Annotated in this window: 17 protein-coding genes; 15 read left to right on the forward strand and 2 right to left on the reverse strand. The window is 32.9% G+C overall.

Annotated elements, in window-relative coordinates:
* The first annotated feature begins 106 nt into the window (after positions 1-106).
* The 15 genes from AC1Q5Z_RS16020 (at position 107) to AC1Q5Z_RS16090 (ending at position 11,830) form a co-directional block, all read left to right on the forward strand.
* Entirely contained in the window at positions 107-1,297 is a 1,191-nt protein-coding gene (locus AC1Q5Z_RS16020) for a DUF5009 domain-containing protein (protein WP_492445886.1), read from the forward strand.
* A 133-nt stretch (positions 1,298-1,430) separates the two neighbouring features.
* Entirely contained in the window at positions 1,431-2,612 is a 1,182-nt protein-coding gene (locus AC1Q5Z_RS16025) for a BamA/TamA family outer membrane protein (protein ID WP_492445888.1), read from the forward strand.
* A 31-nt stretch (positions 2,613-2,643) separates the two neighbouring features.
* Positions 2,644-3,807 (forward strand): glycosyltransferase family 2 protein, encoded by a 1,164-nt coding sequence (locus AC1Q5Z_RS16030; protein ID WP_343589657.1) that lies wholly within the window; start codon positions 2,644-2,646, stop codon positions 3,805-3,807.
* An 84-nt stretch (positions 3,808-3,891) separates the two neighbouring features.
* Positions 3,892-5,247 carry a dihydrolipoamide acetyltransferase family protein gene (locus AC1Q5Z_RS16035; protein ID WP_343589656.1) on the forward strand — a complete coding sequence of 452 codons (1,356 nt, stop codon included), beginning with the start codon at positions 3,892-3,894 and terminating at the stop codon, positions 5,245-5,247.
* Between the two features lie 218 nt (positions 5,248-5,465).
* The gene (locus AC1Q5Z_RS16040; RefSeq protein WP_198858342.1) at positions 5,466-6,236 is read left to right on the forward strand and encodes a 3'-5' exonuclease; all 771 of its coding nucleotides are present in this window, start codon (positions 5,466-5,468) and stop codon (positions 6,234-6,236) included.
* A gap of 88 nt (positions 6,237-6,324) precedes the next feature.
* Positions 6,325-6,936, forward strand: coding sequence for a fumarylacetoacetate hydrolase family protein (locus tag AC1Q5Z_RS16045; RefSeq protein ID WP_111289096.1), 612 nt, complete (start codon positions 6,325-6,327; stop codon positions 6,934-6,936).
* Entirely contained in the window at positions 6,936-7,280 is a 345-nt protein-coding gene (locus AC1Q5Z_RS16050) for an Hpt domain-containing protein (protein ID WP_008468078.1), read from the forward strand. The genes AC1Q5Z_RS16045 and AC1Q5Z_RS16050 overlap by 1 nt, the downstream gene beginning before the upstream one ends.
* Before the next feature lie 175 nt (positions 7,281-7,455).
* Complete coding sequence (locus AC1Q5Z_RS16055; RefSeq protein WP_492445891.1) at positions 7,456-8,709, forward strand: CinA family nicotinamide mononucleotide deamidase-related protein; 1,254 nt, start codon at positions 7,456-7,458, stop codon at positions 8,707-8,709.
* 71 nt (positions 8,710-8,780) lie between these two features.
* The gene (gene rpmB, locus AC1Q5Z_RS16060; protein ID WP_008468080.1) at positions 8,781-9,017 is read left to right on the forward strand and encodes a 50S ribosomal protein L28; all 237 of its coding nucleotides are present in this window, start codon (positions 8,781-8,783) and stop codon (positions 9,015-9,017) included.
* Positions 9,018-9,044: 27 nt separating this feature from the next.
* Positions 9,045-9,227 carry a 50S ribosomal protein L33 gene (gene rpmG, locus AC1Q5Z_RS16065; protein WP_011963553.1) on the forward strand — a complete coding sequence of 61 codons (183 nt, stop codon included), beginning with the start codon at positions 9,045-9,047 and terminating at the stop codon, positions 9,225-9,227.
* Between the two features lie 77 nt (positions 9,228-9,304).
* Positions 9,305-9,457: a DUF4295 domain-containing protein gene (locus AC1Q5Z_RS16070; protein ID WP_070261881.1), complete on the forward strand. Its 153-nt coding sequence runs from the start codon at positions 9,305-9,307 to the stop codon at positions 9,455-9,457.
* A 189-nt stretch (positions 9,458-9,646) separates the two neighbouring features.
* Positions 9,647-10,600: a signal recognition particle-docking protein FtsY gene (ftsY, locus tag AC1Q5Z_RS16075; protein WP_198858344.1), complete on the forward strand. Its 954-nt coding sequence runs from the start codon at positions 9,647-9,649 to the stop codon at positions 10,598-10,600.
* Between the two features lie 7 nt (positions 10,601-10,607).
* Complete coding sequence (locus tag AC1Q5Z_RS16080; RefSeq protein WP_286969100.1) at positions 10,608-10,772, forward strand: hypothetical protein; 165 nt, start codon at positions 10,608-10,610, stop codon at positions 10,770-10,772.
* Between the two features lie 340 nt (positions 10,773-11,112).
* Entirely contained in the window at positions 11,113-11,553 is a 441-nt protein-coding gene (locus AC1Q5Z_RS16085) for a lipocalin-like domain-containing protein (RefSeq protein WP_198858345.1), read from the forward strand.
* Positions 11,534-11,830 (forward strand): DciA family protein, encoded by a 297-nt coding sequence (locus tag AC1Q5Z_RS16090; protein WP_095931056.1) that lies wholly within the window; start codon positions 11,534-11,536, stop codon positions 11,828-11,830. Before AC1Q5Z_RS16085 ends, AC1Q5Z_RS16090 begins: the two co-directional genes overlap by 20 nt.
* Before the next feature lie 117 nt (positions 11,831-11,947).
* Here AC1Q5Z_RS16090 and AC1Q5Z_RS16095 read toward each other — a convergent pair whose 3' ends face one another.
* Both AC1Q5Z_RS16095 and AC1Q5Z_RS16100 read right to left on the reverse strand, forming a co-directional pair.
* Positions 11,948-12,367 carry a nucleoside-diphosphate kinase gene (locus AC1Q5Z_RS16095; RefSeq protein ID WP_012026941.1) on the reverse strand — a complete coding sequence of 140 codons (420 nt, stop codon included), beginning with the start codon at positions 12,365-12,367 and terminating at the stop codon, positions 11,948-11,950.
* A 173-nt stretch (positions 12,368-12,540) separates the two neighbouring features.
* Complete coding sequence (locus AC1Q5Z_RS16100; protein ID WP_492445898.1) at positions 12,541-13,812, reverse strand: acyltransferase family protein; 1,272 nt, start codon at positions 13,810-13,812, stop codon at positions 12,541-12,543.
* Positions 13,813-13,875 lie beyond the last annotated feature (63 nt).

Below are 13,875 nucleotides of genomic sequence, written 5' to 3' on the forward strand. Positions count from 1 at the left end.
AAAAATGTAAAAATCAGTTTTATAAGGCGCAAAATTAATCTAGAATTTGTAACCAGACATTTTAGAATTATGTTATATTTGATTTTTAGTAAAAAAGTAAAAAATTATGAAAATAAAAGAGAATCTGTTTAATCAGCGTATTATTTCTATAGATGCTTTGCGTGGAATTACCATTTTTATAATGATTTTTGTAAATGAGTTGGCAAGTATACAAAAAGTGCCACAATGGATGAGGCATATGCCTGCAGATGCAGATGCCATGACTTTTGTTGATGTAGTTTTTCCTGCTTTTTTATTTATTGTCGGAATGTCTATTCCGTTTGCTTTTAATGCTAGACTTATCAAAGGAGACAGTCCTAAAACAATTTGGACGCATACATTAAAAAGAGCTATTGCACTTATCATAATTGGCGTTTTTATGGTCAATTCCGAATATGGTTACGATGCTTCTAAAATGATAATTACGCCAGTGCTTTGGGCGCTTTTAGCATATGCAATGCCAATTCCGATTTGGAATAAATATCCAAAAGATTTTCCTGTTTGGTTAAAAAATGTGCTTCAATATGGAGGGATTTTAGTCCTTATAACATTGTACTTTTTATATGTTCGAGATACAGGAGAAAGAGGAATGACACCAAAATGGTGGGGAATACTTGGTTTAATTGGTTGGGCATATCTTTTTACGGTTATTTACTATTGGTTAGTTTCAGGAAACTTATGGGCAATGATTGCATTTTTAGTTTTTTCTGTTCCGATGAATTCTCTTAATTTAATCGAAAATTCATTTGTGCACAGTACTCCTTGGCTAAGTTTTATAGCAGGACATCTTACACATGCTTCTCTAGTTTCGGCAGGAGTAATTATTTCATTGTTGTTTTTTGATAGAAAAGTCAGTCCCAAAATCAACTGGCCAGTAATTGGTTTTGCGGTTTTATTTGCAGTGACAGCGATTTTGCTTCGCCCATATTTCGGAATTTCAAAAATCAAAGGAACACCTTCATGGACTATGTTTTCGGCAGCAATTTGTACGGTTTTATTTTATTTTCTGTATTGGCTAATGGAAGTTAAAAAGCAAACCAAATGGAGCGAATTTTTTATGCCTGCAGCAGCAAATCCGTTATTGATTTATATTTTGCCAGGTGTAATTTATTATTTCTGTAAGCTTATAAACGTTCATATTATTCCAGGATATTTCAGAGTAGGAGTTCCAGGAATCTTGTGGTCTTTATTATTTTCTGTCATTATGCTTTTTGTAATGAAAATCTTGAATAGATATAAAATCCAGCTTCATTTGTAGTTTTAGTCGCAGTTACAGTTTAAAATCTGAAACTGCGATTAAAAATTACCACTTATAAACTTTCGAGCATAAACTTGTCTATATTCTTAATAAAATTTTAAATTTGTAAGAAAAGGGTTTTAAGATATTGTGTGTGAATAGTTTAAAAATAAAATACATCTTAGTTTTATTTTTTATAGGATCGTTTTGTCAGGCTCAGAACGATAGTACAGCCGTGGAAACTCGGGATATCTTAGACGTCATTCATAAAATTTTTGATAAACAGGATACTATTCGTCCAGATAGAAAACGAAAACTGGCTTTTTCTTTATTGCCCGTTCCGGTTGGTGTTAATTCCAGTAATGGTTTGGTTGTTTCTTTTCTGACTACTTTTTACTTAGGAGATGCAGAAAAAACTAAAATGTCTCAAATTACTTTTTCGCCTTATTTTAGTTTTAGTAATCAGTTTGTATTTCCCATCCAATCTTATATTTATACAAGTGATAATAAATGGAATCTTATTGGAGATTATCGGTATATGATTTATCCGCAGGATACTTATGGTTTGGGTGTAGATAATTCAGAAAAAGAAATGTCAACGCTCGACTATCAGCAATGGCGTTTTTATCAGTTTATTACAAGGCAAATTGTCGGGAATTATCGTTTGGGAGTTGGTTTTCTTTTTGATAATTATAAAAATATTTCTGAAGAATCTTATATAGACGGAGAAACAGATTATTATAAATACATGAATGGTGATTATTCTGACGAGACTTCTTTCGGATTTGCAATTCAAGGATTATACGATTCAAGAGAAAATATCATTAATCCTGAACAAGGTTTGTATGTCGAAGCCGATTTGCGACTCAATACCAGCGGAGTAGAAGGAGACAAGTGGCAGTCTATATATTTTGATGCTAGAAAATACCACTCTTTTAGCAAAACCAAACATAGAGTTTGGGCATCAAGAGCTTTTTTTTGGTCGACTTTTGGAGGGAAACCGCATTATTTGGATTTGCCAAGTATTGGTTGGGATCGAGAAGGAAAAACTGGGCGCGGTTTTACTAAAAACAGATATAGAAGCAATGCTTTGGTTTATTTTGAAACCGAATACAGAACTGATATTAGTCGTAATGGATTTTTTGGCGCTGTATTTTTTACCAATGTTTCTTCGGTTTCTAAACTTGATACTTATGAATTCAAAAAATGGAATCCTGCAGTTGGAACTGGAATTCGCATAAAATGGAACAAACGCAATGGCAGTAATCTCGCTTTAGATTACGGAATTAGTAAAAACGACTGGTCGCTGCGCTTGGGGTTATCAGAAAATTTCTAACTTCGGCCAAAATCTACAGACTCAATTATTCATGCAATTATCGATTGTTATTTTAAACTACAATGTGCGTTACTTTCTCGAACAATGCCTTTTAAGCGTTCAGGAAGCAATTGCAGCAATGGACGCAGAAATTATTGTTGTTGATAATAATTCATCAGACGAAAGCGTTTTGATGATGAAAGAAAAATTTCCTAGCATAAAACTGATAGAAAACAAAGATAATTTTGGTTTTCCAAAAGGCAATAATATTGGTGTTCGTCAAGCGAAAGGAAAGTATGTTTGTATTTTGAATCCTGATACTGTTGTTGCAGAAGATACTTTTGTAAAGATTCTGGCTTTCGCCGAAAGGCAAAATAATCTCGGAATTATTGGCTGTAAATTGATTGATGGAACCGGTGAATTTCTTCCAGAAAGCAAACGCGGAATTCCAACGCCTTGGGTAGCGTTCACAAAAGTTTTCGGATTGTATAAAATCTTTCCTAAAACCAAACTTTTTAATCGGTATTACGCACAGCATTTAAATGAAAATGAAACAGGAAAAGCAGCTATTCTCGTTGGAGCTTTTATGTTTCTAGAAAAAGAAGTTTACGAAGAGTTAAATGGTTTTGACGAAAATTGTTTTATGTATGCCGATGATATTGATTTGTCTTATCGAGCTTTACAAATCGGGAAAACAAATTGTTATTTTCACGAAACGACAGTTTTGCATTATAAAGGAGAAAGCACTGTAAAAGACGAAAAATATATGATGCGTTTTCAAGAAGCCATGAATTTCTTTTATCAGAAGCATTTTAAGAAATCGCAGTTTTTTAGTGCCTTTATTCAAATTGGCTCTTTTTTGTTTTCTGTTGCAAAAAAGTTTCAAGGAAAACCAAAAGAAAATCCATTGCCAGAAAGTTATTTTTTATGCTCCGAAAATGAGAATTTCGCTAAAAAACTGGCTCCGATTTTGGAAAATAAAGTTGCTTTTTTAGATTTCAAAGAAGAAAAAATGGTAAATTCGTGCCTAATTTTAAAGGGTAAAAAGACAGAGATCATTTTGGATAATCACTATATTTCATTCAAAAAATGTATCGAAATCATAGAAACTCTTAAAGATAAGCAGGTTACTTTTAAAATTTTTCCCAAAAATACGGGTTTTATTATTGGAAGTAATTCAAGGAATGACAGAGGGCAAATCGTGAAAATTGAGTAAAAAATTATATTAAATGAAATTTATGTTTAAAATTTTCGTTAATTTCGCAATCTGAAAATCAAAAACATCTTTTAGATTAACAATATGGCAAGATTTGAATTAAAGCTTCCTAAAATGGGAGAAAGTGTCGCTGAAGCAACCATAACAAACTGGTTGAAAGAGGTTGGAGACAAAATTGAGGCTGATGAAGCCGTACTCGAAATTGCAACAGATAAAGTTGACAGCGAAGTGCCTAGCGAAGTATCAGGAATTTTAGTTGAGCAATTGTTTGGTAAAGATGATTTAGTGCAAGTAGGGCAAACTATAGCTATTATTGAAACTGAAGGAGGCGATGAGCCAAGTGCAGTAACAAATAAAGTTGAAGAAGTTGTGGTTCCTGCTGAAGCTGCTGAAATTGAAAAAACAATCGAAGCGGTTAAAGAAACAGTAACAACTTCTCAGGATTTTTCAAGTTCAGATAAATTCTATTCTCCATTAGTTAAAAATATTGCAAAGGAAGAAGGCGTTTCTTTAAACGAACTTGAAAATATTGCGGGTTCTGGAAAAGACGGACGCGTAACAAAAGAAGATATTCTAAAATATGTAGAAGCTCGTAAATCAGGTGCTGTTCAAGCTCCTAAAACAGTTGAAGTGGCTCCTCAAATTGTTGAGGCTCCAAAAGCGGAACCTGTGAAAGCAGTTGAACCAGTTGCTCAAAAAAGCCAGCAAGCAGTTCCAGTTTCTGTAAATGGTGCTGACGAAATTGTTGAAATGGACAGAATGCGTAAACTGATTTCTGGTTATATGACCGCTTCGGTTCAAACTTCTGCTCACGTACAATCATTTATTGAGGTTGACGTAACGAACATTGTGAAATGGAGAGATAAAGTAAAAACAGCTTTCGAAAAAAGAGAAGGCGAGAAATTGACTTTTACTCCAATTATGATGGAAGCAGTTGCAAAAGCTTTAAAAGATTTCCCTGGAATGAACATTTCTGTTGACGGAGATTATATCATTAAGAAGAAAAATATCAATTTAGGAATGGCGGCGGCATTGCCAAACGGAAATTTAATTGTTCCTGTGATTAAAAATGCAGATCAATTGAATTTGGTTGGAATGGCAAAAGCGGTTAACGATTTAGGAAATCGTGCAAAAGCTGGAAAACTAAAACCAGACGATACACAAGGCGGAACTTATACCGTTACAAATGTTGGTACTTTTGGAAGTGTTTTCGGAACGCCAATTATCAATCAGCCACAAGTTGGTATTTTAGCTCTTGGCGCAATTCGTAAAGTGCCTGCGGTTATTGAAACTCCAGAAGGTGATTTTATCGGAATTCGTCAGAAAATGTTCTTGTCTCACTCTTATGATCATAGAGTTGTTGATGGAGCTTTAGGAGGAAGTTTTGTGAAAAGAGTAGCAGAATATTTAGAGGCTTTTGATGTAGATAGAGATTTCTAAAATTCATTTTAAAAATAAATTCAAATCCGATAGGTTTTAAACTTATCGGATTTTTTCTTTTGTAAGAAAAGAATTAAGTGAAAATGCGCAATCTTGATAAAGGCTTATTTTAGAAAAGTTAAAATCGTGATTTGAAAGCTTTTTTCGACAAAAAAAATCAGAATAAAGAGAGATATTCCGCTTTAAAAATTACATTTGTAAACTTATAAAAATTAGAAATGGAATTAAAACTTAACAAGCCAATTTGCTTTTTTGATCTCGAAACAACGGGAATTGATATCGGTAAAGATAGAATCGTAGAAATTTCAATATTCAAAGTTTTTCCTAACGGAAACAAAGAAAGTAAAACCTGGCTGGTTAATCCAACAATTCCAATTCCTCCACAAACTACTGCAGTTCATGGCATAACAGACGAAAAAGTAGCCAACGAACCAACTTTTGCAGAACTTGCTCCGCATATTCACAATATGATTAAAGATAGTGATTTGGGAGGGTTTAATTCAGATCGTTTTGATATTCCCCTTTTAGCAGAAGAATTGCTTCGTGCAGGAGTTGATTTTGATATGAAAAATAAAGTTTCTGTAGATGTACAGACTATTTTTCATAAAATGGAAGAGCGTACATTAAGTGCTGCTTTGAAATTTTATTGTGGAAAAAATTTGGATAATGCGCATTCAGCAGAAGCTGATACAATGGCAACTTACGAAATCTTGAAAGCACAATTAGATCGTTATCCAGAATTAGAAAACGACATGAAATCTTTATCTGAATTTACAACACGTAAAAAAATAGCAGATTTTGCCGGAATGATTGCTTTTGATCAAGATGACGAAGAAATTTTTACTTTTGGAAAACATAAAGGTGCAAAAGTAGAGAAGGTTCTAGAAACAGAGCCAGGATATTTCAGCTGGATTCAAAATGCTGATTTTCCTTTATATACCAAAAAAGTTTTGACAGCAATTAAATTAAGAAAATTAAATACGAAATAAGTTTCTAAGATGCTAAGGTTCTGAGATTCTAAGTTTTTTTAGATTCTTAGTATCTTAGCATCTCAGTATCTTAGCAACTTGAAAAAGAATGAAAATAATTTGTGTCGGCAGGAATTATGCCAATCATATAGAAGAGTTGAAAAACGAGCGTCCGAGTGAGCCTGTTGTTTTTATGAAGCCTGATTCTGCGGTTTTGCTGAAACAGCATCCGTTTGTAATTCCAGAGTTTTCTGAAGATGTTCATCATGAAGTTGAAATAATCGTAAAGATTAATAAAGTCGGAAAATATATTGAGCCAAAATTTGCTCATAAATATTATGATGAAATAAGTGTAGGAATCGATTTTACTGCTCGAGACTTGCAAAGTAAATTGAAAGAAAAAGGGCTTCCGTGGGAAAAAGCCAAGGCTTTTGACGGTTCTGCGGTTATTGGTGATTTTTTACCAAAAACTGATTTTGTTTCTATGGAAAATCTTAATTTTGAATTAAGAAGCAATTCAGAAACAGTTCAAAAAGGAAACTCTAGTATGATGCTTTGGAAGATTGATGAATTAATCTCACATGTATCTCAGTTTTTTACTTTAAAAATTGGAGATATTATTTTTACAGGAACGCCGGCAGGTGTTGCGGCTGTAAAACCAAATGATGTTTTAGAAGGCTTTTTAGAAGATAAAAAATTATTCAGAATACAAGTAAAATAATGGCTTTAAAGTACAACCTTTCGAAAGTTTATGCGCTTTCAGATAACGATCCTGAATTTGTAAATCAGATTTTAACTTTATTTGTTACAGAAGTTCCTGAAGATTTAAAACAAATCAAAGAAGGAATTAAAAAGAAGGATCATAAATACGCCTATTCCTATGCTCATAAAATAAAGCCTACATTGGATCTAATGGGATTAAATGTGGCTTTTGAAGAAATTTTGCAAGTAGAAGCTTGGACAAAGGCTGAAGGCAAGAAAAAAGATATTATCGAAACTTTTAAAAGTATTAAGGTACAAGTAAAAGAAGCGATTAAAGAAATAAAAAAAGATTTTGATCTTTAATATAAAATTTGACTTATTCCTGTTTTAAAGGAATAAGTCAAAACATTTTTTAAATTTTGTAAACAGGCTTATAGTTTGTAAAAGCCGTTAATACCTTCCTCCAAAGACAAAATTTAAATTTTCTACTTATAAATTATTGGCTTATTTATTTAAGCAACAAAAATATTTCACTGATATGAAAGCAGCAATTATTACTATTGGAGATGAAATCTTAATTGGCCAAATCGTAGATACAAATTCGGCTTTTATTGCTAAATCGCTCGATAGAATTGGAGTTGAGGTGGCAGAAATGCTGTCAATTAGCGACGACAAAAAACATATATTAGATACTTTTGCTCAATTGCAAAATAGAGTAGATGTTGTAATTGTAACTGGCGGATTAGGTCCGACAAAAGATGATGTTACAAAGAAAACATTTTGTGAATACTTTAATGATGAGTTAGTTGTAGATCAAAAAGTTTTGGCTCATGTAACTGAATTGATAGAAGGTTTTTATAAAAGACCAATTTCTCAATTGAATAAAGATCAGGCTCTAGTTCCGTCAACTTGTACTGTTTTGCATAATAAAGTGGGAACAGCGCCAGGAATGTGGATGAAGAAAGAAAATACAGTTTTTATTTCGCTTCCAGGAGTTCCTTACGAAATGAAATATTTGGTAGAAGAAGAAATAATTCCAAAGATTGTTCGTGAATATAAACGCCCATATATTATTCACAAAACTATTTTGACTTATGGTCAGGGCGAAAGTTTAGTTGCAGAACGTATTGAACAATGGGAAAATAATCTTCCAGAATTTATAAAACTTGCTTATTTGCCAAATCCAGGCCGAGTTCGTTTGCGTTTGACCGCCAGAGGAACTAATAAAGAAGAGTTGGAAGAAGCGATAGAATCTAATGTTCAGTCTTTAGATGCTATAATCCATGATATAATTGTAGGCTACGAAGAAAACGAGACAATCGAAACAGTAATTGGCAAATTGCTTTCTAAACAAAGTAAAACTATCTCAACAGCAGAAAGTTGTACAGGAGGAAGAATCGCTTCGCTACTGTCGTCTGTTCCTGGTTCATCGGGCTATTTTAAAGGAAGCGTTGTTTCTTATGCAGCAGAAACCAAAGTAAATGTTTTGGGAATTCCGCAAAATTTGATTGATCAGTTCTCGGTTGTAAGTGCTGAGGTTGCTTCGGCTATGGCGCTGAGCGTGAAAGATTTGCTGAAAACCGATTATGCGCTAGCAACGACAGGCAATGCAGGGCCTTCAAAAGGAGATTCTGATGCCGAAATAGGTGCTGTTTTTATTGCTTTGGCAACTCCAAACGGAGTAATTGTGGAAGAATTTAACTTCGGACAACCTCGTGAAAAAGTGATAGATAGGGCATCTGTCAAGAGTTTAGAAATTTTGCAGAAAGAAATTTTAAAATTTGTGCAATAATTTTTTGCTACAATGGTTTATTTTTCTTTTCTTTGCACCCTGATTTTGAATAACGATAAAAGATAAGTATAATGTCAAGAGTTTGTGACCTTACAGGTAAAAGAGCGATGGTAGGAAATAACGTTTCTCACGCTATGAACAAAACTAAGAGAAAGTTTTCTGTAAACTTAGTTAAAAAGCGTTTTTATCTTCCAGAAGAAGATAGATGGATTACTCTTAGAGTAGCAGCATCTACGATAAAAACAATTAATAAAAATGGAATCACTGCAGTTTTGAAAAAAGCGCAGTCAGAAGGATTTATCAAATAATCTTTTCCTAAATAAATATATAGCAAGATGGCAAAGAAAGGTAATAGAATCCAGGTAATTTTAGAATGTACTGAGCACAAAGCTTCTGGTGTTGCAGGAACTTCTAGATATATTACAACTAAGAACAAAAAAAATACTCCAGACAGATTAGAGATTAAAAAATTTAATCCAGTTTTGAAAAGAGTAACTGTTCACAAAGAAATTAAGTAATAATTAGAGATTTTTATAAATCTCAAATGGTTTAGCCATTTCGAGTTTTATGAAAAACTTCAAATAACATTTGAATCATGGCAAAGAAAACCGTAGCATCGTTACAAACAGCTTCTAAGAGATTGTCAAAAGCCATCAAAATGGTGAAATCTCCTAAAACTGGTGCATATACATTCGTAGAATCTATTATGGCTCCTGAAGAAGTTGATGAATTCTTGAAAAAGAAATAATTACAATTACATTATATAGAAAAGCTACTTTCATTTCGGAAGTAGCTTTTTTATTACCTATATTTGTCTAAAAATTTAAAGAATCGTAACAATTGGCCATTTTTTGAAAAACAATTGCGCTTTCTTTAAAGATTTGGATTTCTTGCGTAAAAATCAAGAAATCTAATAAATCTAAATAATCTACAAAAAATGAGTTTTTTTAAAAAATTATTCTCTACCGAAAAAAAGGAGACTTTAGACAAAGGTCTTGAAAAAACAAAAACTACTTTTTTTTCAAAGTTAAGTAAAGCCGTTGCAGGGAAATCTAAAGTTGATGATGATGTTTTAGATGATCTGGAAGAAGTTCTTGTGGCTTCTGATGTTGGGGTAAATACTACTTTAAAAATTATCACAAGAATTGAAAAGCGTGTTGCTGAAGACAAATATCTAGGAACAGAAGAGTTAAATCAAATTCTTCGCGATGAAATTGGTGCTTTATTATCTGAAACAAATACGGGTGAAGCAACAGAATTTGAAATCCCAAAAGATAAAAAGCCTTACGTTTTAATGGTTGTTGGAGTAAATGGAGTAGGTAAAACGACAACAATTGGTAAATTGGCTTATCAATTTAAAAAAGCAGGACATAAGGTAGTTTTAGGTGCAGCTGATACTTTTCGTGCTGCAGCAATTGATCAATTGCAAGTGTGGGCAGATAGAGTAGATGTGCCAATTGTAAGACAAAATATGGGAAGCGATCCAGCTTCTGTTGCTTTTGATACTTTGCAATCTGCAGTTGCTCAAAATGCCGATGTTGTTATTATTGATACTGCTGGACGTCTTCATAATAAAATCAATTTAATGAACGAGTTAACAAAAGTAAAACGTGTAATGCAAAAAGTAGTTGCTGATGCGCCTCATGATGTGCTTTTAGTTTTGGATGGTTCTACAGGTCAGAATGCTTTTGAACAAGCAAAACAATTTACTGCTGCAACAGAAGTTACTTCATTAGCTGTAACTAAATTGGACGGAACTGCAAAAGGCGGTGTTGTAATTGGTATTTCAGATCAATTTCAAATTCCTGTAAAATATATTGGTGTTGGTGAAGGAATTGAGGATTTGCAAGTCTTTAATAAATATGAATTTGTTGACAGCTTCTTTAAATAATTAATTAATGAAAAACATATCTGCTTTAACGTTTTATTTTGCTAGCGTATTATCTTTTGTTCTGGCAAATGTTTTAAAAGATAAAAATCTTTCGATATATTATGTTTTACTAGTTTTAGGAATAGTTTTATTCTTTTTGGGAGTTCTTAAAAGAATACGTTCTAATCGATAAATATAATTGAAAATTTATTGAGTCTTTAAATAGGATGCGTTTAGGCGTTTCTATTTGAAGACTTTTTTTTTGTGCTGTCTGCTTTAAAAATAGTTGAATGTGTTTTCGATTTTTTGTTTCTTTTGATGATTATAAGACTATCTTTGTAATCCAAGAAAAATTTCTTTTGAAAACAGAAATCCTTGCTTTGATAAGGCAAACATCTTTTTGCTTTTTCCTTTAAAAGACAAAAGAAATAATGGATGACAGCACATATGCAGTAGCGAACTAATGGAGTAAATGGCTCCTAATTCTTAGACTTCATTTCAAGAAAAAAGAATAAAATTTAATAACTTTATTTATGAAAAACACTTTTATAGTTTTGTTTTGTTCACTTTTGTTTGTGAGCTGTAAACAGGAAGTAAAACCTGCAGATATTGCTAAATTGAATGGCTATTGGGAAATTGAAAAAGTGATTTTTGAGAAGGGCGAAGAGAAGGAGTATAAGATGAATGAGACTTTTGACTTTTTTCAAATTAAGAATAATAAAGGTGTCCGTACTAAAGTGATGCCGCAATTTGACGGTACATTTTTGACAACAGATACTTTTGAGAATGTTTCGGTGCGTTTTGCTGGAGAACAGGTTTTCTTAGATTACAAAACGAAATATGCAAAATGGAGCGAGGAAATTATCTCTCTTTCTGATGATGAATTAGTGGTTAAAAACTCACAAAAAATAGAATATCATTATAAAAAAGCTGGACCAGTAAACCTTTTGAACGATGGCGAAAAGACTAAATAACGAAAGTACTATTAGTGCTGTTTTACAGCAAATTATTCAAGTGAACAAATTGCAACCAGGGATGGATCAAATTGATGTTCGTGATGCTTGGAAAAATCTTATGGGAAGCGGTGTAAACACCTATACCCGGAATGTTGTTCTAAAAGGAAGTACGCTTTATGTAGAATTAGGTTCTTCTGTTTTGCGCGAAGAATTAACTCACGGAAAATATAAAATCGTAAAAATGATTAATGAAGAACTTGGACGTGAGGTGGTGAAGGATGTTGTGCTTCGCTGATTTTAGATTTTAGATTTTAGATTTTTCCATATAAAAAAAAATCCATTCGATTAGCGAATGGATTTTTTTATTAGTGATAGTTAGATTCAGCAATCTAATATCTACAATCTAATATTATTAGAATTGCTCTCTTCCTGCAAAGTGGAATGCGCTTTCGATTGCAGCATTTTCGTCGCTGTCAGATCCGTGAACTGCATTTTCTCCGATTGAAGTAGCGTATGCTTTACGAATAGTTCCTTCAGCAGCTTCAGCTGGATTTGTAGCTCCAATTAAAGTTCTGAAATCTTCTACTGCGTTGTCTTTTTCTAAAATAGCGGCAACAATTGGTCCACGAGACATGAATTCAACTAATTCTCCGTAGAAAGGTCTTTCTGCGTGAACTGCGTAGAATGCTTTAGCATCAGCTACAGTTAATTGAGTTAATTTTAATGAAACGATTTTGAAACCACCATTAGTGATCATTGCTAAGATATTCCCGATGTGTCCATTTGCAACAGCATCTGGTTTAATCATTGTAAAAGTTCTATTTGTTGCCATTTTATATTTTATTAAATTTTGTGCAAAAGTATACTTTTTTTATGAATTGATTTTAATAAATTCATAATTTAAACATGCTGGAATGATGTTTTGAGCAAGAAATGCTGAAAAATTATTTTTTGAAATAAAAAAGACGCTTTATTGTGCGTCTTTAATATGGTCTTTTATAAGCATTATACTTTAAAAATAAGTTTGTTCTTGTAGAATATCCATAATATAAATGTCCAGATTCCAACGTATGTTAATGCGCCTGCTAAAGATGCAGTCATTGCATTACTAAAAAATGGTGCAATTCCGAAACGGTATAGATAATTTAGAAGGTTGATTTGGTCGCCTGGAAGTAACGGATGCTGAAAACTAATCATTATCAAAGCTTGAGGAATAATTTGCGAAGCAAAGAAAACTATCATAGGATTTACTCCCCAAATAATGAATAATTTGAAACCTTTTTTGTATTCTTTAATGTCTATGATGTAATACAAAACAGTTAAGCAGACAATTGCCAATCCTGTGGTGTATAAAACATAACTGCTTGTCCAGATTGATTTGTTTATTGGAAAAACCAAATCCCAGATTAGGCCAAAGAAGATAAGTGAAGTTCCCATCATTCCTATTCTTTGTGCTTTTTGGATTTTGGTTACAGAAAGCAATAAAATTTGTCCGATAAACAAACCTATTATTCCATTAACAATTGATGGTAATGTGCTTAAAATTCCTTCAGGATCCCAAGTTTTGGTTTCGTGATACATATGTCCTTTTAGGAAAACGCTGTCAATCCATGCGGCCAAATTTGTGCCTTGGTCTAAATTAGCTTCTCCAAATCCTGGAACAGGAATTAAAGTCATTACTGCCCAATATCCTAAAAGTAAAAAAGCTCCTGTAATAATTTGAGTTTTTCGAGATGTCTTTAAATACAAAAGTGAAACCACAAAATATACAACGGCAATACGCTGTAGAACGCCTGGAAGGCGAACGTCTTGATAGCTTTCAAATCCACCATAAGCTAAAATGAAATAAATAGCCAATATCCCAAATGCAAAAATATTTTTTAGTCGTGTGCTGAAATTGCCCATTAATGCATAGCCAACAGCAAAAGTAATGATTAGACGTCCTATTAGAAGCGGGATTCCGTCTAAACCAAACAATTGAATTTTTCCAAAGAAATTAAAGAAAATCCCTAGACAGAACATTCTTAAGGAACGAATCAGGATTTTGTTGAATGTCGTTTCATCGTATTTTTTCTCTGGCATTGCAAGAGGAACTGCAACTCCCATTATGAAAATGAAAAACGGAAATACAAGATCAGTTGGTGTACAGCCATTCCATTGCGAATGTAAAAGTGGCGGATAAACATTTCCCCAATCACCGGGATTGTTTACAATAGTCATCAATAGAATTGTCAGTCCGCGAAAGACATCAAGCGAAATTAGGCGTTCTCTTACCATTAGGTTAGCTAGTTAATAGGTTATAAAATATAATTCTATTTGGTTTGAGAGAGTAATGATTTA

The organism is Flavobacterium sp. GW823-FHT06G12, from assembly GCF_058794775.1.

What these genes read in the sequence shown, in the direction of transcription:
- AC1Q5Z_RS16030 (WP_343589657.1), top strand. Translation starts at nt 2,644, where the DNA reads ATGCAATTATCGATTGTTATTTTAAACTACAATGTGCGTTACTTTCTC.
- AC1Q5Z_RS16045 (WP_111289096.1), top strand. Translation starts at nt 6,325, where the DNA reads ATGAAAATAATTTGTGTCGGCAGGAATTATGCCAATCATATAGAAGAG.
- AC1Q5Z_RS16095 (WP_012026941.1), bottom strand. Translation starts at nt 12,367, where the DNA reads ATGGCAACAAATAGAACTTTTACAATGATTAAACCAGATGCTGTTGCA.
- ftsY (WP_198858344.1), top strand. Translation starts at nt 9,647, where the DNA reads ATGAGTTTTTTTAAAAAATTATTCTCTACCGAAAAAAAGGAGACTTTA.
- AC1Q5Z_RS16085 (WP_198858345.1), top strand. Translation starts at nt 11,113, where the DNA reads ATGAAAAACACTTTTATAGTTTTGTTTTGTTCACTTTTGTTTGTGAGC.
- AC1Q5Z_RS16080 (WP_286969100.1), top strand. Translation starts at nt 10,608, where the DNA reads ATGAAAAACATATCTGCTTTAACGTTTTATTTTGCTAGCGTATTATCT.
- AC1Q5Z_RS16055 (WP_492445891.1), top strand. Translation starts at nt 7,456, where the DNA reads ATGAAAGCAGCAATTATTACTATTGGAGATGAAATCTTAATTGGCCAA.
- AC1Q5Z_RS16040 (WP_198858342.1), top strand. Translation starts at nt 5,466, where the DNA reads ATGGAATTAAAACTTAACAAGCCAATTTGCTTTTTTGATCTCGAAACA.
- AC1Q5Z_RS16035 (WP_343589656.1), top strand. Translation starts at nt 3,892, where the DNA reads ATGGCAAGATTTGAATTAAAGCTTCCTAAAATGGGAGAAAGTGTCGCT.
- AC1Q5Z_RS16050 (WP_008468078.1), top strand. Translation starts at nt 6,936, where the DNA reads ATGGCTTTAAAGTACAACCTTTCGAAAGTTTATGCGCTTTCAGATAAC.
- AC1Q5Z_RS16090 (WP_095931056.1), top strand. Translation starts at nt 11,534, where the DNA reads ATGGCGAAAAGACTAAATAACGAAAGTACTATTAGTGCTGTTTTACAG.
- AC1Q5Z_RS16100 (WP_492445898.1), bottom strand. Translation starts at nt 13,812, where the DNA reads ATGGTAAGAGAACGCCTAATTTCGCTTGATGTCTTTCGCGGACTGACA.
- AC1Q5Z_RS16020 (WP_492445886.1), top strand. Translation starts at nt 107, where the DNA reads ATGAAAATAAAAGAGAATCTGTTTAATCAGCGTATTATTTCTATAGAT.
- rpmB (WP_008468080.1), top strand. Translation starts at nt 8,781, where the DNA reads ATGTCAAGAGTTTGTGACCTTACAGGTAAAAGAGCGATGGTAGGAAAT.
- rpmG (WP_011963553.1), top strand. Translation starts at nt 9,045, where the DNA reads ATGGCAAAGAAAGGTAATAGAATCCAGGTAATTTTAGAATGTACTGAG.
- AC1Q5Z_RS16070 (WP_070261881.1), top strand. Translation starts at nt 9,305, where the DNA reads ATGGCAAAGAAAACCGTAGCATCGTTACAAACAGCTTCTAAGAGATTG.